The sequence below is a fragment of the Pseudomonas sp. FW305-96 genome (assembly GCF_058783825.1).
The window spans coordinates 1-17,316 of sequence record NZ_JBYSYW010000035.1; the positions used below are offsets into that span (position 1 = coordinate 1).

General features: G+C 64.2%; 24 protein-coding genes. 15 read left to right on the forward strand and 9 right to left on the reverse strand.

Going from position 1 to position 17,316, the window contains the following annotated elements; genetic code table 11:
• Positions 1 to 56 precede the first annotated feature (56 nt).
• The 3 genes from AC3WL2_RS21535 (at position 57) to AC3WL2_RS21545 (ending at position 2,967) form a co-directional block, all read left to right on the forward strand.
• On the forward strand, positions 57 to 1,205 hold the full coding sequence (locus tag AC3WL2_RS21535; RefSeq protein ID WP_102684864.1) for a PQQ-dependent sugar dehydrogenase: 1,149 nt from the start codon (positions 57 to 59) through the stop codon (positions 1,203 to 1,205).
• 65 nt (positions 1,206 to 1,270) lie between these two features.
• On the forward strand, positions 1,271 to 2,371 hold the full coding sequence (zapE, locus tag AC3WL2_RS21540) for a cell division protein ZapE (protein ID WP_102684905.1): 1,101 nt from the start codon (positions 1,271 to 1,273) through the stop codon (positions 2,369 to 2,371).
• An 11-nt stretch (positions 2,372 to 2,382) separates the two neighbouring features.
• Positions 2,383 to 2,967: a DinB family protein gene (locus tag AC3WL2_RS21545; RefSeq protein ID WP_102684865.1), complete on the forward strand. Its 585-nt coding sequence runs from the start codon at positions 2,383 to 2,385 to the stop codon at positions 2,965 to 2,967.
• A 7-nt stretch (positions 2,968 to 2,974) separates the two neighbouring features.
• On the opposite strand, the gene AC3WL2_RS21550 is transcribed toward AC3WL2_RS21545, so the two are convergent.
• Positions 2,975 to 3,343: a CesT family type III secretion system chaperone gene (locus AC3WL2_RS21550; RefSeq protein WP_102684866.1), complete on the reverse strand. Its 369-nt coding sequence runs from the start codon at positions 3,341 to 3,343 to the stop codon at positions 2,975 to 2,977.
• A 376-nt stretch (positions 3,344 to 3,719) separates the two neighbouring features.
• Between AC3WL2_RS21550 and AC3WL2_RS21555 the strand changes: the two genes are divergently transcribed.
• The 12 genes from AC3WL2_RS21555 to AC3WL2_RS21610 all read left to right on the forward strand — a co-directional run bounded on the left by AC3WL2_RS21555 (position 3,720) and on the right by AC3WL2_RS21610 (position 10,738).
• On the forward strand, positions 3,720 to 4,481 hold the full coding sequence (locus tag AC3WL2_RS21555; RefSeq protein WP_146022595.1) for a helix-turn-helix transcriptional regulator: 762 nt from the start codon (positions 3,720 to 3,722) through the stop codon (positions 4,479 to 4,481).
• A gap of 79 nt (positions 4,482 to 4,560) precedes the next feature.
• Positions 4,561 to 4,944: a CesT family type III secretion system chaperone gene (locus AC3WL2_RS21560; protein WP_158247742.1), complete on the forward strand. Its 384-nt coding sequence runs from the start codon at positions 4,561 to 4,563 to the stop codon at positions 4,942 to 4,944.
• The gene (gene sctC / locus AC3WL2_RS21565) at positions 4,932 to 6,497 is read left to right on the forward strand and encodes a type III secretion system outer membrane ring subunit SctC (RefSeq protein ID WP_102684869.1); all 1,566 of its coding nucleotides are present in this window, start codon (positions 4,932 to 4,934) and stop codon (positions 6,495 to 6,497) included. The genes AC3WL2_RS21560 and sctC overlap by 13 nt, the downstream gene beginning before the upstream one ends.
• A gap of 1 nt (position 6,498) precedes the next feature.
• The gene (locus tag AC3WL2_RS21570; protein ID WP_102684870.1) at positions 6,499 to 7,401 is read left to right on the forward strand and encodes an FHA domain-containing protein; all 903 of its coding nucleotides are present in this window, start codon (positions 6,499 to 6,501) and stop codon (positions 7,399 to 7,401) included.
• Positions 7,391 to 7,588, forward strand: coding sequence for an EscE/YscE/SsaE family type III secretion system needle protein co-chaperone (locus AC3WL2_RS21575; protein WP_158247520.1), 198 nt, complete (start codon positions 7,391 to 7,393; stop codon positions 7,586 to 7,588). Before AC3WL2_RS21570 ends, AC3WL2_RS21575 begins: the two co-directional genes overlap by 11 nt.
• Position 7,589: 1 nt before the next feature.
• On the forward strand, positions 7,590 to 7,850 hold the full coding sequence (locus AC3WL2_RS21580; protein ID WP_102684872.1) for an EscF/YscF/HrpA family type III secretion system needle major subunit: 261 nt from the start codon (positions 7,590 to 7,592) through the stop codon (positions 7,848 to 7,850).
• 14 nt (positions 7,851 to 7,864) lie between these two features.
• Positions 7,865 to 8,203 (forward strand): YscG family type III secretion system chaperone, encoded by a 339-nt coding sequence (locus AC3WL2_RS21585; RefSeq protein ID WP_256582655.1) that lies wholly within the window; start codon positions 7,865 to 7,867, stop codon positions 8,201 to 8,203.
• Positions 8,200 to 8,430, forward strand: coding sequence for a hypothetical protein (locus AC3WL2_RS21590; protein WP_102684874.1), 231 nt, complete (start codon positions 8,200 to 8,202; stop codon positions 8,428 to 8,430). The genes AC3WL2_RS21585 and AC3WL2_RS21590 overlap by 4 nt, the downstream gene beginning before the upstream one ends.
• Positions 8,427 to 8,765, forward strand: a complete 339-nt coding sequence (gene sctI / locus AC3WL2_RS21595; protein ID WP_102684875.1) for a type III secretion system inner rod subunit SctI — start codon at positions 8,427 to 8,429, stop codon at positions 8,763 to 8,765. Before AC3WL2_RS21590 ends, sctI begins: the two co-directional genes overlap by 4 nt.
• 7 nt (positions 8,766 to 8,772) lie before the next feature.
• Complete coding sequence (gene sctJ, locus AC3WL2_RS21600) at positions 8,773 to 9,507, forward strand: type III secretion system inner membrane ring lipoprotein SctJ (protein WP_102684876.1); 735 nt, start codon at positions 8,773 to 8,775, stop codon at positions 9,505 to 9,507.
• 2 nt (positions 9,508 to 9,509) lie between these two features.
• Positions 9,510 to 10,124, forward strand: a complete 615-nt coding sequence (locus tag AC3WL2_RS21605; protein WP_256582654.1) for a SctK family type III secretion system sorting platform protein — start codon at positions 9,510 to 9,512, stop codon at positions 10,122 to 10,124.
• Positions 10,103 to 10,738 (forward strand): HrpE/YscL family type III secretion apparatus protein, encoded by a 636-nt coding sequence (locus tag AC3WL2_RS21610; protein WP_102684878.1) that lies wholly within the window; start codon positions 10,103 to 10,105, stop codon positions 10,736 to 10,738. The genes AC3WL2_RS21605 and AC3WL2_RS21610 overlap by 22 nt, the downstream gene beginning before the upstream one ends.
• Positions 10,739 to 10,962: 224 nt before the next feature.
• Here AC3WL2_RS21610 and sctU read toward each other — a convergent pair whose 3' ends face one another.
• From sctU to sctN, 8 genes are read right to left on the reverse strand one after another with little or no spacing between them, the layout of a single operon-like run.
• Positions 10,963 to 12,015 carry a type III secretion system export apparatus subunit SctU gene (sctU, locus tag AC3WL2_RS21615; protein ID WP_102684880.1) on the reverse strand — a complete coding sequence of 351 codons (1,053 nt, stop codon included), beginning with the start codon at positions 12,013 to 12,015 and terminating at the stop codon, positions 10,963 to 10,965.
• Complete coding sequence (sctT, locus tag AC3WL2_RS21620) at positions 12,012 to 12,800, reverse strand: type III secretion system export apparatus subunit SctT (protein WP_102684881.1); 789 nt, start codon at positions 12,798 to 12,800, stop codon at positions 12,012 to 12,014. Before sctT ends, sctU begins: the two co-directional genes overlap by 4 nt.
• Positions 12,797 to 13,063 carry a type III secretion system export apparatus subunit SctS gene (gene sctS / locus AC3WL2_RS21625; protein WP_102684882.1) on the reverse strand — a complete coding sequence of 89 codons (267 nt, stop codon included), beginning with the start codon at positions 13,061 to 13,063 and terminating at the stop codon, positions 12,797 to 12,799. The genes sctT and sctS overlap by 4 nt, the downstream gene beginning before the upstream one ends.
• A 1-nt stretch (position 13,064) precedes the next feature.
• Complete coding sequence (gene sctR, locus AC3WL2_RS21630; RefSeq protein WP_102684883.1) at positions 13,065 to 13,718, reverse strand: type III secretion system export apparatus subunit SctR; 654 nt, start codon at positions 13,716 to 13,718, stop codon at positions 13,065 to 13,067.
• The gene (gene sctQ / locus AC3WL2_RS21635) at positions 13,715 to 14,638 is read right to left on the reverse strand and encodes a type III secretion system cytoplasmic ring protein SctQ (RefSeq protein WP_102684884.1); all 924 of its coding nucleotides are present in this window, start codon (positions 14,636 to 14,638) and stop codon (positions 13,715 to 13,717) included. The genes sctR and sctQ overlap by 4 nt, the downstream gene beginning before the upstream one ends.
• A complete protein-coding gene (locus tag AC3WL2_RS21640; RefSeq protein ID WP_102684885.1) occupies positions 14,635 to 15,426 on the reverse strand; it encodes a type III secretion system needle length determinant in 792 nt (263 codons plus the stop codon). The genes sctQ and AC3WL2_RS21640 overlap by 4 nt, the downstream gene beginning before the upstream one ends.
• Positions 15,423 to 15,893 carry a type III secretion system stalk subunit SctO gene (gene sctO / locus AC3WL2_RS21645; protein WP_102684886.1) on the reverse strand — a complete coding sequence of 157 codons (471 nt, stop codon included), beginning with the start codon at positions 15,891 to 15,893 and terminating at the stop codon, positions 15,423 to 15,425. The genes AC3WL2_RS21640 and sctO overlap by 4 nt, the downstream gene beginning before the upstream one ends.
• The gene (gene sctN / locus AC3WL2_RS21650) at positions 15,884 to 17,212 is read right to left on the reverse strand and encodes a type III secretion system ATPase SctN (RefSeq protein WP_102684887.1); all 1,329 of its coding nucleotides are present in this window, start codon (positions 17,210 to 17,212) and stop codon (positions 15,884 to 15,886) included. Before sctN ends, sctO begins: the two co-directional genes overlap by 10 nt.
• Positions 17,213 to 17,316 lie beyond the last annotated feature (104 nt).

The window sequence follows — 17,316 nt, forward strand, 5'->3', positions numbered from 1 at the left end:
CCCGCCCACCACGCGATTCACCGCGCGTGCCGTGAGCCCTTGCGAAGGAAGCGAGCATGACGCCACGCATCTGGTTGACCACCCTGGCCGCCGCCAGCCTGTTCCCCCTGCTGGCGCAGGCCGCCGCAGAACAGCAGTACCCCAGCGAGGAGGGCCGACTGACCGTCAGTACTGTCGCTGACGGCTTGCGCAATCCCTGGGCGCTGGCCTTCCTGCCCGGCGGCAAGGACATGCTGGTCACCGAACGCCCCGGCAACCTGCGCATCGTCAACGCCGAAGGCAAGGTCGGGCCGCCGCTGTCCGGCGTGCCCAAGGTCTGGGCCGAGGGCCAGGGTGGCCTGCTCGATGTGGTGCTCTCGCCTGAGTTCGCCAAGGATCGAACCGTTTACCTGTCCTATGCCGAGGAGGGCAACGATGGCAAGGCTGGTACCGCCGTCGGCCGTGGCCAGCTGACCCAGGACCGGTCGCGCCTGGAGAACTTCACGGTGATCTTCCGCCAGCAGCCCAAGCTGTCCGAAGGCAACCATTTCGGCTCGCGGCTGGTGTTCGACCGTGACGGCTACCTGTTCATCGCCCTGGGCGAGAACAACCAGCGCGCCACGTCGCAGGACCTGGACAAGCTACAGGGCAAGGTCGTGCGCATCCTGCCCGACGGCGAGGTGCCCAAGGACAACCCTTTCGTCGGGCGCGACAACGTACGCCCGGAGATCTGGTCGTTCGGCCACCGCAACCAGCAGGGCGCGGCGCTGAATCCCTGGACCGGCAAGCTCTGGACCCACGAGCATGGCCCGCGTGGCGGCGACGAGATCAACATCCCCAAGGCGGGCAAGAACTATGGCTGGCCGATCGCTACCCACGGCATCAATTATTCGTTGCTGCCGATTCCCGAAGCCAAGGGCAAGCATGTCGCTGGCATGGCCGACCCGCATCATGTGTGGGAAAAGTCGCCGGGCATCAGCGGCATGGCGTTCTACGACAGCCCTACGTTCAAGGCCTGGGACCACAGCCTGTTCATCGGCGCGCTGGCGACACAGGAGTTGATCCGGCTGAAGCTCGATGGCGACAAGGTCGTGCATGAAGAAAGACTGTTGGGTGACCTGAAGGCGAGGATTCGCGATGTTCGGGTAGGGCCGGATGGCTATCTGTACGTGCTGACCGATGCCAAGGATGGCGCCTTGCTGAGGGTGGGGCTGACAGAGGGCTGATCGTCCCTCGCCTGGAGCAAGGTTGTGGCAGCGGGCTTGCCCCGCGATGGCGTACCATGCGCGGCATGACCCCTGAATCCCTTTATCACAAGGCGCTGGCCGAGCGTGGCTACGTCGCCGATCCCGCCCAGGCAGCGGCTGTGGCTGCGTTGCAGGACTGCTTCGACGCCCTGCGTCAGGGCCAGCCGACGCAAGGCCTGTACCTCTGGGGCCCGGTCGGCCGTGGCAAGACCTGGTTGATGGACCTGTTCCATCGCAGCCTGCAATTGCCGGCCCGGCGTCAGCATTTCCACCATTTCATGGCATGGGTTCATCAGCGCCTGTTCCAGCTCAATGGCACCGCCGACCCGCTCGCGGCCCTGGCCCGGGCGTTGGCCGAGGAGATACGGGTGTTGTGTTTCGACGAACTGTTCGTCAGCGATATCGGCGATGCGATTATCCTTGGCCGTCTGTTCCAGGTGTTGTTCGATCACGGTGTGGTGATCGTCGCCACCTCCAACCAGCCGCCCGGCCAGTTGTACCGCGATGGCTTCAACCGCGAGCGGTTCCTGCCGGCCATCGCCGCCATCGAGCGGCACATGCGCGTGCTGGCGGTGGCGGGGGAGCAGGATCACCGCTTGCACCCCGGCCTGCAACAGCAGCGCTACTGGGTCGGCCAGCCGGGGCGGTCGAGCGCGCTCGAGGCGGTGTTCGGCCAGTTGAGCCCGGACGACCCAGGCAACGACAAGCCGCTGCAGCTTGGCTCCCGACGGATCGGCGTGCTGCGCCGCAGCACGCAGGCCCTCTGGTGCCACTTCAGCGCTTTGTGCGAGCAGCCCCTGGCAGCCATGGACTTCATGGCCTTGTGCGACCGCTTTCCGGCGATCCTGGTCAGTGGCATTCCGGCCCTGGGCGGGGTCCAGCAGGCCGGGCGAATTGCCCGCGGTACCGAGGATGGGGCCACCCGCGTCGAGGCCGGGGACCGCCAGTTGCCGACACTGGCGCCGAAGGATGACAGCGTTCGGCGCTTCATCGCCCTGGTGGACGAATGCTACGACCGTCGGGTGTTGTTGTACCTGGAGGCCGAGGTCCCGCTGGAAGCGCTCTACACTCAAGGGTATCTGGCGTTCCCGTACCAACGGACCCTGAGCCGGCTACGGGAGATGCAACTGCAACGCTTCGCCTGAAGGAGCCGACCATGGAGCCGCTGTCGCATCATCTGCTGACCCAGGCCTACAACAATGGCTGGGCCAACCACCGCCTGTACAAGGCTTGTCTGCAATTGACCCAGGACGAGTTCGTCGCCCCGCGCTGCAGTTTCTTCCCGTCGATCAAGGCCACCCTCAACCACCTGTTGACGGTGGACTGGTTCTATCTGGATGCACTGGAGTGCGAGCAACGCGGCCAAATGCCGGATCCGGACGGCGAGCGCTTTTTCCAACCCGAGCAGCCCTTCGCCACCTGCACCGACCTGCAGGCCCAGCAGGCCCAGGCCGACCAGCGCCTGATCACCTATTGCCGGCAATTGCGCGACGACCAGTTGCGGCGCTATGTGAGCATCGTGCGACCGGACCGGGTGCAACAGGAGCAACGTTTGCGCTTGCTGTCACACCTGTTCGAGCACCAGATCCACCATCGCGGCCAGGTGCACGCAATGCTCAGCGATACGGCGATCAGGCCACCGCAGTTGGACGAATTCTTCTGTGAAGAGGAGGCCTCACTGCGATCCGAGGATTTTGCCGCGCTGGGTTGGAGCGAGGCGCAGGTCTGGGGGCAGCACTGAGCGGCGTTCAGGCTGTTTCGTCACCCACCAGATCGTGGGCGGCCTGCACCAGTTGCTCCAGCTGGTGATGCACCATGGCGCGGTCCAGCTGCGCCAGGGGCTGGCGATTCCACAGTATTTGCATGTCGGTGAGCGGGTCGACACCGATCACAGGCTTGCAGGTGTCCTGGCAGAACAGGTTTTGTTCGCCCCAGCGTATGTTGTCGATTGCGGGAAGTTCGATGAACATCAGCAAGTGGTCCGCCGGGTGCTCGGTGACGTTGCACACATAAGGCCCTGCCCGCAGGCTGATCACCGGCTCGAAGGTCGTTGGGGGCTCCAGCTTCAGGGCAGCGTACAGCTGGGTCAATGCATAGTCATAGTTCGTGCCTGACATGGCGAGCTCTCGATCAAAGGGCTTGCCACGGTAGTCAGTGCATACCCTGCAAGATACTGGGTGTAGTCGCCATTTTTTAACTGCTGGGCTTCCTGCGGTTCGGCGAAGGCTTGCTTCGCATTGCCTTACAGACTCGATAAATTTCCTACAAGTGATGGCGAATAGCCTCCCTCTCGGCAAGGACAATCCCTGCGTTTATTCGTGGGAAGGCGCCGTAGTCTGTGGTCCTGGCTGCATCGCGGGGGGCAAGGGCTGCAAGGTCATTCGAATCTTGCACGATCTGCTGCTCGATGGTGCGTAAAGGGTCCTACGGGAAGTATGGCCTCGCGTGGAAGGGATTTCTCCAGTTGAGGGCTGGTGTGTGCAAGGTCGGCAGTTGGATGTTGTCGGGGCGGGGTTCGCGTCTCAGGGGCAGGAAGGCTTCTACGCGGTGATGGTGGGGGAGCTGACGCTTCGCGAAAAGGACGACATCATTCACCTACAGGCAGGCGAGCTGCTGTTCGTCAAGCGCGGCACCTATCTGGTGGCGAGCCAATGGCAGGCATGCGAAGTGCTCTGGCTGCCGCTGGATGTGAATTTCGTGCAGGCGTTCGTGAAACGTCATGGCAATGACCTTGCCCACCTCGAACGCCGTGACGAGCCAGGTGTGGGTACCCTCCGGCTGCGACCCTGCACGATGGCGCAGGAATGCGTGACCCGCCTGGCGGCGCTCGGGGGCGAAGGTACCTCGTCGATGCTGGCGATGCTGCGCCTGGAGGAGCTGTTGCTGCTGCTCATTTTCGGAGCGCAGGGGCGGACCTTGCTGGCGGCACTGCGGCAACAGGGCAATCGCCATGTCGATCGCCTGCACGCATTCATGGAACAGCACTATCTGCGCGATTGGCGCCTGGACCAGTACGCCCAGGCCTTCGGCTTGGGCCTGACGGCGTTCAAGAGTTTGTTCAACACCTTCTACAACTGCTCGCCCCGGGCCTGGATCACCGAGCGCAGGATCGTCCATGCGCACCATCTGCTGCTTAACACGCGCATGAGCATTGTCGACATCGCCATGGAAAGCGGCTTTTCCAGCCAGTCGTATTTCAGCCAGAGCTACCGCCGACGGTTCGGCCGCACCCCCAGCGATGCTCGCCGTGGCTGACAAACTCTTCTGTTCCCTCCGTTGCACGGACGATGCCCGTATGAACACACTTTTGCAGCAAATGGCTCGACGGTTGGGCATGCCTCCCTGGTTGGCCAATGAGCGCGGTGGCTACCAGTTGTGCATCGAGGGGCGTGCCCTTTCGCTCGAGCCGCAAGGCACGCAACTGGTTGTTCGCAGCTCGCTGTCGTCACTGGCGGGCCAAGGCGCCAGCCTCGACCCGCAAGCCTTGCGCCGCTTGATGAGCATGCTGACAGTGTGGGCGCAGCACTGTCCGCAGCGACTGGCGCTGACACCCGCGGGAGAGCCGCTGCTTGAAGCGCAGGTAGACCTGGCCCAGGGCGATCTCGACATCGTGGATCACGTGCTGGGTGTTCAGGTCGACCTGCTCGCTCTCCTGTGCGAGCAACATGCCGCTCCCGTGCCTGCGACCCATCGGGGAGCTCGCATATGGCTGCCTTGAGGTCGCTTGCCGCCGGTTTGACCGCGCTGTTGGCCAGCCTTGCGGCCCAGGGCGAGTCACTGGATTGGCCCCAGGAGCCGTTCCACTACGTTGCCCAGGGCGAGAGCCTGCGTGACCTGCTGGGCAACTTCGCCGCCAACTACCAGGGGGCGGTGGTTGTCAGCGACAAGGTCAGGGACCAGGTGAGCGCCACGTTCGAGCAGCCGGACCCGGAGGCGTTTCTGGAGCAGGTCGCCGTACTGTTCAACCTGGCCTGGTACTACGACGGCGCAGTGCTGCATGTCGGCAAGTCCAGCGAGCTACAGACCCGCCTTGTTCACCTGGACAAAGTGCGCGAGCCACAATTGCGCGCCGCCCTGCAGGAGGCTGGCAGCTGGACTTCGCGCTTCGCCTGGCGCGCCGCGGCGGGTGGGCAGCTGGTGTATGTCTCGGGCCCGCCGCGTTACCTTGATCGCGTCGAGCAGACCGCCAAGGCCCTGGAGCAGCAGGCGGTGTTGCAGGACGAACGCGGTGGCAGCCTGAGCGTCGAGGTGATCGCGCTCAGGCATGCGGTAGCCGAAGACCGTGAAATCGATTATCGCGACCAGAAGGTGGCGGTACCCGGGGTGGCCACGCTCCTCTCTCGGGTACTGACGAACGCCGATATACGCGCGGTCGAAGGTCAGGCTGTGGCACAGGGGGCGCCCGTTCGCTCCAGTCAAGCCGTTGTCCAGGCCGAAGCGTCGCTCAATGCCATCATCGTGCGTGACCACCCAGAGCGCATGCCCATGTACCGGCGTTTGGTGGCGGCGCTGGACCGTCCGGCGGCGCGCATCGAGGTGGGGCTGACGATCCTCGACATCAACGCCGAGCACTTGGCGGAGCTGGGGGTGGAGTGGCAGGTTGGCATAGGTACCGGCAAGCACCAGTTGATCGACATTCGCACCAGCGCGGGCCAGGCGCAGGGCACGCTTGCCGGCAGCCTGGTCGACAGCCGGGGCGTGGACCGGCTGCTGGCCAAGGTCACGTTGATGCAGGGCGAGGGCCGCGCCCAGGTGGTGTCGCGGCCGACCTTGCTGACCCAGGAAAACACCCTGGCGGTGATAGACCACAGCGAAACCTATTATGTGCGGGTGCTGGGTGAACGCGTCGCCGAGCTCAAGGCGATCACCTACGGCACCCTGTTGAAGATGACCCCACGTCTGATCCGCAGTGCGGACCGGCCGGAAATCAGCCTGAGCCTGCATATCGAGGACGGCAGCCAGAAACCCAACAGTACAGGGCCCGATGGTATACCCACCATCAGTCGCACGGTCATCGACACGCTGGCCCGGGTCGACCTGGGGCAGAGCCTGATGATTGGCGGCATCCACCGCGACGAGTCGAGCGAAAGCCTGCGCAAGGTCCCGCTGTTGGGGGACATTCCGTTCCTGGGCGCCTTGTTTCGTTATCAGTCCAGCAGCACGCGCCGCTCGGTTCGGCTGTTTCTGATCGAGCCGAAGCTGATTGACTCGGGGCTCGCAAATGTCGGCAATGGCTTGAAGTCAGGTCCTGCCCGTGACGAGCGCTCTTGAAATGACTTGGAAACTGCGGGTCTACAGTGGCCTGAATGCGGGGGCCGAGGTGTCCCTGGCACCTGGCCGGGTAGTCATCGGCGCCGACCCGGCGCAAGCCGATCTGGTGCTGGTGGACGCAGGGATCGCCGCTATCCACCTGGTGCTGATGGTCGGGCCTGGCGGGGTACGCCTGCTGGAGTGGGGCGCCACCGAACCACCGACACAGGCCGGCGTGACGTTAGCGGCCGATGTCGAGTTGCAGGCACTGGCCATCCAGCGTTGTGGCCCGTTGTGCTGGGCATTCTGTACAGAGGGCGAGGTCTTTGCCGAGCGGCTTCCCGAGTCGATCCCCCGGCCCGGATTGCGGGCCGGCTGGTTCATGATCCCAGGCGCCGGTTTGCTGCTGTTGCTGGCGCTGCTCACACGCCTGCTGATCCCGGAGGCCGAAGCACAGGGCAAGACGAACGCAGCCGATCCCCAGGTCGTGGCACACAGCCTGCCCGTTCCACAGGCCCGGACGCGCCTGGCCCAACTGCTGCGCGAATGGCGCCTGGAAGATGCCCTGACCGTGGAGGACCGCGGTGACACCCTGGTGCTGCGTGGGGCACTGCATGACCGCCAGCATCAGGACTTTCTCAACCTGCAACGCCAGTTCCGCAAGGCATTCGCCGAGCATCCGCTGTTGAAGCTGGTCGATGAGGGCAGGGCCGCTGTGCCCGGGAAACTCGATTTCCCGGTGCGCGCGGTGTCGCTGGGGCGCGTGCCCTATGTGACGCTGACGGACAACCGCCGTTATCCGGTAGGCGCGCTGATGCCTTCCGGTATCCGCATCCTGGCGATCGATGGTCAGGCGATCACTTTGCGCAAGGGTGGGCAGGACTACTCGATCAATCTCAAGGAGCGCCCCATTAATGATGGATGAGCTGTTGCAGGAAACACGTGACCGACAAACACGCGCCTGGATGTACAGGGTACTGGAGCAAGCGCGGCAAGCCCGCGCCGAGCAGATGTCGCGCCCTTTGCCGCCCACGGCATTCCAGGCAGCGCACGACGAGCGAACGGCCCTTGAAGCGGCCTTGAACATCCTGAAAAAACTGAAGGAACATTGAAATGCCAGGCATCAGCAGCGGATTCCACGATGGTACCAGCAACACCATGGACATGGTCCACGAAGGTATGGTCAAGCAGGCGCGAGAGGCCAACAAGGCCGTCCTCGAGTCGCTCAGTAAACTCAACGAGAAAAGCGACGACCCCGCGTTGCTGGCCGACATGCGCCACCGTTCGAACATCTGGTCCAACGTGTTCCAGGTCGATGCGACCTTGGGCCAGACCTTCAAGAACACCATCAGCAGCATCCTGCAGAAGTTCTGAGCATGGAGTACTCGGTGAACAATCTGATGGCGCGCCTGGGCTTGCTGGGTGTCGAGCACCATCACCATGACGAAGCGATGGCGATTGCGCGTTGGCTTGCCCGGCAGCCGGAATCCAGGGAAGCCGCCTGTGCGATACGTATCGCCGGCCTGATGGGGGCGGGACGCTGCGAAGAGGCCCTGGCAGAAGGCAATCAGGCCTCCTGGCCATCCCTCGACCCGTGGCTGGCGCTGTGCGAGCGCCAGCTGGGCTACATGGCGGCGCTGGAAAGGCGCCTTGAGCGCATGGCGCAGAGCGAGAATTGCGATCTGATCCGGTTTGCCGAGGGTATGCGCGCCCAGGTGGTGGCATGAACGGGTTGACCACCTCATTGTTGACGAGTGAGCCAATAGCGCCGATCCCGCAGCCCGTCCATGTCGCTCGGGACGCTGCTGTATTCCAGGCATGCCTGGTCGAGCAGGGCGCAGGTGCTCTGGAGCTCGTGCAGGTGTCGGCACTGGCACAGCAACAGCGCTTGCAAGTGCTCGCCATGGCAATGGACCTGCTTAATGATTCCTTCAAGGTGGAGGGCGACTCATGAATGGCATTGCTGAAGTGACCCGAGTGGTCACCGATCTGCAGTCCCTGGCGGCACCATCCGTCGATTCCCGCCAGGTGGCCGAGTTCGAGCAGGCGCTATCCAGCAGTGCCGGCAGCTCTGAGGAGGGGGTGTTGCACAAAGTCGCACAGCTCGGCCAGCAGCATGCCGAAGCCAGGCAGGGCGCGCATGCCAGCCTGGTCTCGGGGGTGGGTGATCCGGTGGCATTGATGGATGCCCATTGGGCACTGATACGCACCAACCTGCAGGTCGAGCTGATTGCCAAGGGCGTGGGACGCACCACGCAGAACATCGAAACCCTGATGAAAGCCCAGTAGGTGCACTGTGAAGAATCCATGGCAGTGCTTGCTGCTTGTGACGGTACTGCTGCTGGGCGGGTGCAAGGTCGAGCTGTACCTGGGCCTCGGCCAGCGCGAAGCCAACGAAATGCTCGCGGTGCTGGATGCCGAGGGCATCGATGCGGTGAAGGCGCAGGACAAGGACGGCAAGGTGAAGATCCTGATCGACGAGGCTGACATCGGCCATGCGGTAGCCGCGCTCAAGCGCCAGGGCTACCCACGGGAGATGTTCTCCACGGTCAGTGATGTGTTCCCCCGGGATAGCCTGATCTCGTCGCCGCTGGAGGAGCACGCGCGGTTGGCCTATGTGAAGTCCCAGGAGTTGTCACGCACCCTGTCGGAAATCGATGGCGTGCTGGTGGCGCGGGTGCATGTGGTGTTGCCGGAGCCCCGCGACAGCCTGCGTGCAACGGCCCGTGCGGCCTCGGCGTCGATCTTCATCAAGCATGCGGCGGACGCGGCGCTGGACCTGTACATCGGGCAGATGAAACAGCTGTTGAGCAACAGCATCGAAGGCCTCGACTACGACCGCATCAGTGTGGTGCTGGTGCCTTCAACGCAGGCTCGTCAGCTGTGGCCGGGGGAGCGTCATGCGACGCTATTGTCGATTCACGTGATGGAGGGTTCGCGCCTGCGTCTTCTTGCGCTGATTGGGACATTGCTGGGGGTGCTGGTACTGAGCAATCTCGCGCAGTACCTGTGGTGGCGCCAGCGGGCATGAGCATGACCCCGTTTCAGCTTCGCTACTGCCCGGCGCGCTACCTGCACCAGGCTCATTGCCCGGAACCGTTGCGGCAGGTGGCCCAGGCCTTGCCAGACTGGCGCCGGGACAGCTCGATCAATGGTTGGTTGCTGTCGGCGCTGGACCTGGCCGAACCCTTTGAAATACCGGAACGGCTGGGTGGGCTGGCCCTCTATCCGCAGCCAGCATTCGAACGTGTTCTGGCCACTGTTGGCGGCTTGTTGCATGGCCAGGCCATTGTGCGACTTCTCGACCGAGCCGGCCAGATGCGCTTGCGCCAGGTGCTCGACGATCAAGGCCAGCGCTATTGCCTGGAGAAATGGCGGTTGATCATCGGCCCATGGCCGCCAGGCTGGCAGCAGGCGCTGCCAAGCGGCGCCCTGGACGTGGAGCTGCCCGTGCAGGGTCTGGCGTTCTGGCTACAGGCCTGCGGGTGTACCGATCCCGGTTTTGCCCGGCGCCTGGCCCTGCGACTGCCTGGCACCGGGGCATTGCCGACTTGGCCGATGAGCGACGATCAGCGCGCCCTGGCGCGCACCCTTTGCCTGAAAGTGGCCCGAGACAGGAGCCCAGAATGTTGCCATTTATTGAACTGAATGATTGCCGGCCGATGGTCGAACCAGGCTGTACCGTGTTGCGCGGCGCCGACTACCAGCGCTTTCTCGAAGCCGGCGCATTGACCGAAAGCGCCCGCCAGCGGGCCAGCGACATCGATGCCCAGGCCGATGCAGTGCTTGAGGCACAGCAACGGCTTGGGCGGGAGATCGGGCTGGAAATGGCCGCGGTCGAGCAGGCGGTGCTGATGCACACTGTGCGATTGCGCTGTGCCGAGTTCTATCGTCGGGCCGACCGGCAGATGAGCGAGGTGGTGTACCAGGCGGTGGCCAAGGTGCTGGGGGCATACCCGGACATCGAGCTGACGCTCGCGGCCACACGTCAGGCGATGGCGCAGGTTCGCCCACGGGAGGAGTTGAACCTGCACGTGCGCCCTGACCAGGTGCCCGAGGTTCGCCTGCGTATCGATGAAATACTCGAGCAGTTTCCCGACGCGGGCCCCCTGGAAATCTGCGGTGATGCTCGGCTTGCACGCGGTGGTTGCCGACTGGAAACCGAAGGTTGCGTCATCGACGCCAGCATCGAGGGGCAACTGAGCGCTTTGCAGCGGGCGTTGTTGCAAGGAGTTCCTGAAAATGAGGCTGCATACGCATGAACCCGCTCGAACATGGCAATGGGGCGGTGCTGGCCGCCGCTGCGCGGGCTATCCGCGATGACCAGGAGCGCGATGCGCTGCTACAGGTCTTCTGGGCGCAGCTTCGTCAGCCTGCTCGACCGTCTGTGCGGGAGGACATATTGCCCGCGCGCCGGCCATTGCCGCAGCGTGGGATCTTGGTATAGCACTTGGCCCCAAGGCCCGCAGAAACGGGCAAAACCTGTTCAGACCGGCGGCGCCTGCTCTTGCGCCTGCAACCAGCGGATCACCTCGGCGACCGGCTGGATCAGCTCGCCGGGGATGTATTGCTCCTCCAGGCTGTCCGCGAACAGCGCCCGCGCCAGGGGGATGCGTTCCAGCACCGGCACGCCTTCTTCCTCGGCGATCCGGCGCACCCGCAGGGCCTGCTCGTCGGTGTACTTCAGGGTGACCAGCGGCAACGGGGTTTCCCCGGCCTTGTAACGCAGGCCCACGGCGATGTGGGTCGGGTTGGTGACGATGACCGACGAACGCCTGACGTCCGCACGCAACGTCCCCTGCTGCAGTTCACGGTGGCGTTTGCGGCGCTCGCGCTTGAGCTCCGGCGCGCCTTCCATCTCCTTGTGCTCACGCTTGACCTCATCCTTGCTCATGCGCAACTGCCGGTGATGCTGCCTGCGCTCCAGGCCGTAGTCGGCCGCTGAAATCGCCATGAGGCCAATGGCACAGACGCCGATCAGTTGGCCCAGCAGGCTGCCCAGCACAGGCAGGATGCAGCCGATGCCGCACAGTGGGACCCTCAGCAACGCGTGCAGGTTGTCGCTGAGCAGGCCGAGCACCAGTGCGCCGAGCAACAGCACCTTGAGCAAAGACTTGAAAAAGTCGAGCAGGTTCCTGACCGAGAAGATTCGTTTCATCCCCTCCACCGGGCTGACCTTCTTGAGGTCGGGTGAGAGCGATTGCGTGCTGAACACCCAGCCGGTCTGCAGCAGATTGCCCGCGCTGGCGGCAATCAACGTGGTCAGCAGGAACGGCAGGGTGAGCCACAGCAGTTCGTGCAGCAACTGCTGCAGCATCAGATCCAATGCCTGGCTAAAAGGCAGGTGGAGCAGGGGATCGGGTAGCAGCATCAGCGCTTGCAGGTGGCCGAGGAAGTAGTTGGGAAAGCCCAGGGGCAGCACGGCCAGGCTCAGGATCAGCATGCTGGATACCAGTTCCTTGCTCTTGACCACCTGGCCGTTATGCCGTGCATCGCGCAATTTGGCCCGAGTGGGATGTTCGGTCTTCTCCGTGCTCATGGCTGCTCCAGCAAGGGACCGAGCAGGCGCACCGCGTGCAGCGCGCTGAACAGCTGATCCTGGGCCTGCTCCATCAGCAGGTACAGGTAAGGCACCAGCAATGCGCTGCAGACCAGGCTCTTGATTGGCATGGACAGGATGAACACATTCAGCGACGGGGCGAAGCGGCTGACCAGCGCCAGGCCGAACTCGGCGAGGAACATGGCGATCAGCAAGGGGGCGGCGAATAGCATGCACAGGGTCATCAGGTAGCCGAACTGGGCCAGGAAGAACGCGTTCCACTGTCCGCTGATCTGTGGGTAATAGCTTGCCACCGGCCAGCTGGCGTAGCTGCCCAGCAATGCGCCGAGCAGTCCCAGGAAGGCGCCGCCAGTGAAGAACAGAGTGACCAGGGTCTGCAGCAGCAGTGCTCCGGTGGGGCTGGTCTGGCTGCCCAGCAACGGGTTGAGGGTGGACGCCAGGGTCGCGCCGCGCTGGTTGTCGATGAGAAAGCCGCAGGCCTCCAGCGCCCAGAACGGGATGCACACGATGAAACCGAGCAGTAAGCCGAGCAGCACTTCCTTACCGATGAGAAGCCCCAGTTGCAGCCCATCCAGGCCTGGCGGCAGCGTGCCCACCACGCTGGGGTAGATGAATAGTGCCAATGAGCATGCCACGCCATTGCGTACCAATGCGCCGCCCAGTACCTGCTTGCCGAGGATCGGCAGCACGATGAAGCAGCTGAACAGCCTGGGCAGGATCAGGCTGAAGTTCAGCAGGGCCTGTTCTAGGGCCTGGGCAGTCATCGCACCCACAGGATCCGCTCGAGCACAAGGTCGGTGTAGCGGTAGAGCTCGCTGCCCATCCAGTCGGCCGTGACGAACAGGGTAACGACCACCGCGACCAGCTTGGCGACGAAGCCCAGGGTCTGTTCCTGCACCTGGGTCAGCGCCTGGACCAGCGACACCAGGGTGCCCACCAGCGCGGCCATCAGCACTGTCGGCAGGGACAGGATCAATATCAGCCACAGCGCCTGGCTGGCGAAGTGCAGGACTTCGGTACTGCTCATCTCAGCCCCCGTAGCTCAGCACCAAGCCGTGGGAGAGGCGCCCCCAGCCATCGAGCAGGACGAACAGCAGCAGTTTGAACGGCAGCGAGATGGTCACTGGCGAGACCATCATCATGCCCATGGCCAACAGGATGTTGGAAATGATCAGGTCGATGGCGATGAACGGCAGGTAGATCAGGAAGCCGATCTCGAAGGCCCGGGTCAATTCGCTGATGGTGAACGCGGGCAGCAGGACCAGCAGGCTGTTGCCATCGACCTGTTCGGCGTAGCGGCTGGGCCACAACTGGCGGGTGCTGTCGAGAAAGAAGGCGCGTTCGCGTTCATTGACATGCTTGTCGAGAAACGCACGAAACGGTGCCAGGCCCTCGTCGAGAAAACGTTCGATCGAGGGTGCGTCACCGAGGGCCGTCTCATGGGCATTCAGGTAGTCGTAGGTGGCCATGCCTACCGGCGCCATGACGTAGATACTGAGGATGATCGCCAGGCCATACAAGGCCATGTTGGGTGGGATCTGCTGCACACCCAGGGCGTTGCGCAGTAGCGAGAAGACCACGGTCATCTTCAGGAACGAGGTAGCCATGACTGCGATGAAAGGGACCAGCGACAGCAGCGCCAGGCCAAGGATCAGGCTCAGTTCGTCCGGCAGCTGGATCATGTCGGGTCGTTTTCCAGCAGCCGGGTCACACGCACCCCGAGACGACCGTCGATGCGCACCAGCAGGCCGCTGCCGATACAGCGCTGATTGGCAAGAATGCGCACCTCGGCCGCCAGCGGGCTGTGCAGCTCGATCAGGGCGCCTGGCCCCAGGGTCGACAGTGTGTGCAGGTCCAGGGTCTGGCGACCGACTTCGAAACTGACCGCAATGGGCAATTGCTCCAGTTCCCCCAGTGCGGTATCGGGCAGCGGTAACGAATCGTGCATGCGGACTAGCTCCAGATGTGTGTCGTCGAGCAGCAGTTCTGCCCAGGGGTGGCCGTCGAGCACGCCGAGCAACCGGGGTGATACTGGCGCGGCGGCGGGTAGCAGCAGGATGTCGCCGGTACCGAGGCCACGCAGCTCGTGCAGCGACAGTTCGAGGGGGCGCCATTGCAACGAGAGGTTCAGCGCGATGTTCAGACGTTCGCGCATTGGGCGTCTCGGCAAGGTGGCCAGCAGGCGCTCAGAATCGCCCTGCAGCCAGCAGGTCAGCGTGCTGGCGGCATGCTTCAGCGATACTTGCAGGCAGGGCGTGCCCTGGCAGACACCTGCCGGTTCTATACCCAGGCATTGCAGGCCAGGAAGCCAAGGGCTGTCCCGTTGCAGCAACGCCAGTTGCACTGGCGCCGGCAGGCTGGCGAAGTCGGCTTCCTGCAAATGCGGCGTCAGCCATTGCGCCAGATGCTGCCGCCGGCAAAGCAGGCGCACCGGCACGCCCTGCCAATCGACCAGCACGGCCAGGTCGGGGTCGCCCTCGCAAGCGGCGATGTCCAGCAAGGCCTGGCGCTCTGCGTCGCCATAGTTGCGTTGGCGATGGCTCAGCAGTCGCTGCAGGTGCAGCTCCTGTTGGGCCGCGGATGGGAAATTCGCAAGGTTCATGGTTCGGGCCACCACTCGTCGAGCACGTGGCGCCGGTTGCGTGAGCCCTGCTCACCGCCGCCATTGGCGGCAAAACCGAGGCTGACCTGCTGCGCAGGATCCAGCCGTTGCAGACGATCAAGCAGGTCCGCGCAGGCCACCTGCAACTGTCGCAGACTCGCTGGTGCGGCCTGGACCTCTACCTGCAAGCCTGAGCCGACATGGCGCATCTGCACCTCGACAGGGCCCAACTGCGGCAGCCGAGCACGCAGCAGGGTCAGTTCGCGGTTGTCGGCTTTGCAACCGAGCACTTGCAGCTGCAGACGATCCACCAGTGCCTGCAGATCTTGGGTGGGTGATACGCCTGGGCAGGACAGTACCCTCTCAACCACTGCACGTTCACAGGTCATGGCATGAACCGGGGCCGGCATGGCGCTTTCATGGGGTTGCAGACGACCCGGCAGGCTGTCGGTATGCTCGCGAACATCTTGATGCCTTACCTCGGGCAAACTTGGGCCAGTCGGCTGGTGCGTCTCGGTCTCCTCGGGCTTCGTCGAGGTGAACGGCTGACTGACCGAGTCCTCGGTTAGCGCGGGTGGTTCGAGCACAGGTGGGTAGTGGTCTGCCCGGGCCAGGGCGGGCACCAATGGGTAGCCGAGGCCCAGATGGTCAGGCTCCCGAGGTATGCCCTGCCTGTCTGGCGGGGGTAGCAGCAGCTGTTCGAACAACAGCCGCTGGCTGTTCCGGGGAGGCGAGCGAGGCGTGTCAGTCGAGGGGGGCAATAATGCAGGCACAGGCAGGGTCTTCATGGTTGCAAGCCACCGTGTAAACAGTGCTCCTCCAACTCGAACTCCTGCCTGTACTCCGCCAATCGAGTGGCACGCAGGTGTGCCTGGTCCCGCAGTTGGACGAAACTGTCCCTTTTTTTTCGGGTCTGGGCGAGCTGCGCTTGGGCCTGCTGATGTGCCGTGTACTGGCGCGCCAGTGCAGCCTTGCAGGCAACGACTTGCCCATGCAGGCTCGCTTCGCGCTCACCGAGCAGGCCGACCTGCCGGCGCCAGTGCTCCAAGGCTCGACAGTCGGTCAACTGGCCGACATGCGCGGCGAACAGGCGTTGTTGTTCTTCGCGGGACCCGCGGCAAAACGCCAGGTGCGCATCGGCGGCCTGTGCCTCGGCTTGCTCTGCCGCCTGTAGAAGGGCCAGTTGGCTTCGCGCTTCACGCTCGGCCCGCTGAAGTCTGCGTTGCTTGATTTTCGCAAGGGCGGTCAGGGGCATCGGGTGATCTCCAGTAGTTGGTCGAGGCTTTGCCGCAGCGAGACGTTTTCGTCGGGGGGCTGGCACAGCCAGGCGCGGATGGCTTCGCGTTTGCCGATGGCCTGGTCCGCGAGTGGATCCTGGCCCTGCGTGTACTCACCGATCCTGAGCAGCAGTTCGACTTCCTCGTACCGGGCCATCCATTCGCGCAGTAGTCCGGCGGCGGCACGGTGTTCCGGGCTGACGACCTGGTGCATGACCCGGCTGACCGAGCGCAGCACGTCGATGGCCGGGTAGTGGTTGGCGGCTCCCAGGGCCTGTGACAGGACGATATGGCCATCGAGGATCGAGCGGGTTTCCTCGGCGATCGGTTCGTTCAGGTCATCGCCTTCCACCAGCACCGTGTAAAGTGCGGTGATCGAGCCCTTGGCCGATTGCCCGGCGCGTTCCAGCAGGCGCGGCAACTGGGCGAACACCGAAGGCGGAAAGCCGCGCCGAGTCGGCGGTTCGCCCGCGGCCAGGCCGATCTCCCGCTGGGCCCGGGCGAAGCGGGTCAGGGAATCCATCAGCAACAGGACCTTGTTGCCCTGGTCGCGGAAATATTCGGCGACGCTGGTGGCGACGAAGGCCGCCCGGGCGCGTTCCATGGCCGGGCGGTCGGAGGTCGCGACCACCAGCACCGCACGCCGCAGGCCGTGCTCGCCGAGTTCGTGGTGAATGAATTCACGTACCTCGCGGCCGCGCTCGCCGATCAGGGCGAGTACGATCACGTCCGCCTCGGCGTTGCGCAGCAGCGTGGCCAGCAGGGTACTCTTGCCGCCACCGGCGGGGGCGAAGATGCCTGTGCGTTGCCCTTCGGCACAGGTGAGCAGGCCATCGATACAGCGCACGCCCAGGCTCAAGGGGGTATCGACCAGCTTGCGGCTCAGTGGCGATGGCGCGTCCCTATGCACGGGGTACCAGGCTTGTGGTGCAGCCGGCGGGCTGCCGTCGAGCGGGTTGCCCAGGCCATCGAGCACCGTCCCCAGCAAATGCTCGCCTACACCCACGCGGTGCATGCCGCCGGTGGGGCATACCTCGGTGCGCGTGCACAGCCCCTGCATGTCGCCCAGCGGAGCGAGCAGCGCCTGGTCCTGCTGCAGGCCGATGACTTCGGCCAACAGTTCAGGCAGGCCGCCCGGCCTGCGCAGCCGGCACAGTTCGCCGACCTGCACGCCGGGCGCCAGTGCACGGATCAAGGTGCCGGTGACCTGGGTGACCTTGCCGTTGGCTTGCAACAGTGTGGCGTTGTTCACGGCGGCCAGCAGGGCCTGGGGAGTCTGGAGCAGCGATGGCGGCATGGGAAAGGTTGCAGCGCGAAAGATGGGCGCCATTCTAGGTAGCCTGCCCCGCAGCGGATTTCACTGTGCGGCGCATGTTTTTAGTTTTCGGTCGGACGCTGTCG

Bases quoted from the DNA above. Each gene is read 5' to 3' on its own strand.
- AC3WL2_RS21575 (WP_158247520.1), top strand. From the start codon at position 7,391: ATGATGGATGAGCTGTTGCAGGAAACACGTGACCGACAAACACGCGCC.
- AC3WL2_RS21550 (WP_102684866.1), bottom strand. From the start codon at position 3,343: ATGTCAGGCACGAACTATGACTATGCATTGACCCAGCTGTACGCTGCC.
- AC3WL2_RS21605 (WP_256582654.1), top strand. From the start codon at position 9,510: ATGACCCCGTTTCAGCTTCGCTACTGCCCGGCGCGCTACCTGCACCAG.
- AC3WL2_RS21545 (WP_102684865.1), top strand. From the start codon at position 2,383: ATGGAGCCGCTGTCGCATCATCTGCTGACCCAGGCCTACAACAATGGC.
- AC3WL2_RS21570 (WP_102684870.1), top strand. From the start codon at position 6,499: ATGACTTGGAAACTGCGGGTCTACAGTGGCCTGAATGCGGGGGCCGAG.
- AC3WL2_RS21560 (WP_158247742.1), top strand. From the start codon at position 4,561: ATGCCTCCCTGGTTGGCCAATGAGCGCGGTGGCTACCAGTTGTGCATC.
- sctN (WP_102684887.1), bottom strand. From the start codon at position 17,212: ATGCCGCCATCGCTGCTCCAGACTCCCCAGGCCCTGCTGGCCGCCGTG.
- sctQ (WP_102684884.1), bottom strand. From the start codon at position 14,638: ATGAACCTTGCGAATTTCCCATCCGCGGCCCAACAGGAGCTGCACCTG.
- AC3WL2_RS21535 (WP_102684864.1), top strand. From the start codon at position 57: ATGACGCCACGCATCTGGTTGACCACCCTGGCCGCCGCCAGCCTGTTC.
- zapE (WP_102684905.1), top strand. From the start codon at position 1,271: ATGACCCCTGAATCCCTTTATCACAAGGCGCTGGCCGAGCGTGGCTAC.
- sctO (WP_102684886.1), bottom strand. From the start codon at position 15,893: ATGCCCCTGACCGCCCTTGCGAAAATCAAGCAACGCAGACTTCAGCGG.
- sctC (WP_102684869.1), top strand. From the start codon at position 4,932: ATGGCTGCCTTGAGGTCGCTTGCCGCCGGTTTGACCGCGCTGTTGGCC.
- AC3WL2_RS21590 (WP_102684874.1), top strand. From the start codon at position 8,200: ATGAACGGGTTGACCACCTCATTGTTGACGAGTGAGCCAATAGCGCCG.
- AC3WL2_RS21640 (WP_102684885.1), bottom strand. From the start codon at position 15,426: ATGAAGACCCTGCCTGTGCCTGCATTATTGCCCCCCTCGACTGACACG.
- AC3WL2_RS21580 (WP_102684872.1), top strand. From the start codon at position 7,590: ATGCCAGGCATCAGCAGCGGATTCCACGATGGTACCAGCAACACCATG.
- AC3WL2_RS21610 (WP_102684878.1), top strand. From the start codon at position 10,103: ATGTTGCCATTTATTGAACTGAATGATTGCCGGCCGATGGTCGAACCA.
- sctT (WP_102684881.1), bottom strand. From the start codon at position 12,800: ATGACTGCCCAGGCCCTAGAACAGGCCCTGCTGAACTTCAGCCTGATC.
- sctR (WP_102684883.1), bottom strand. From the start codon at position 13,718: ATGATCCAGCTGCCGGACGAACTGAGCCTGATCCTTGGCCTGGCGCTG.
- sctU (WP_102684880.1), bottom strand. From the start codon at position 12,015: ATGAGCACGGAGAAGACCGAACATCCCACTCGGGCCAAATTGCGCGAT.
- sctS (WP_102684882.1), bottom strand. From the start codon at position 13,063: ATGAGCAGTACCGAAGTCCTGCACTTCGCCAGCCAGGCGCTGTGGCTG.
- sctI (WP_102684875.1), top strand. From the start codon at position 8,427: ATGAATGGCATTGCTGAAGTGACCCGAGTGGTCACCGATCTGCAGTCC.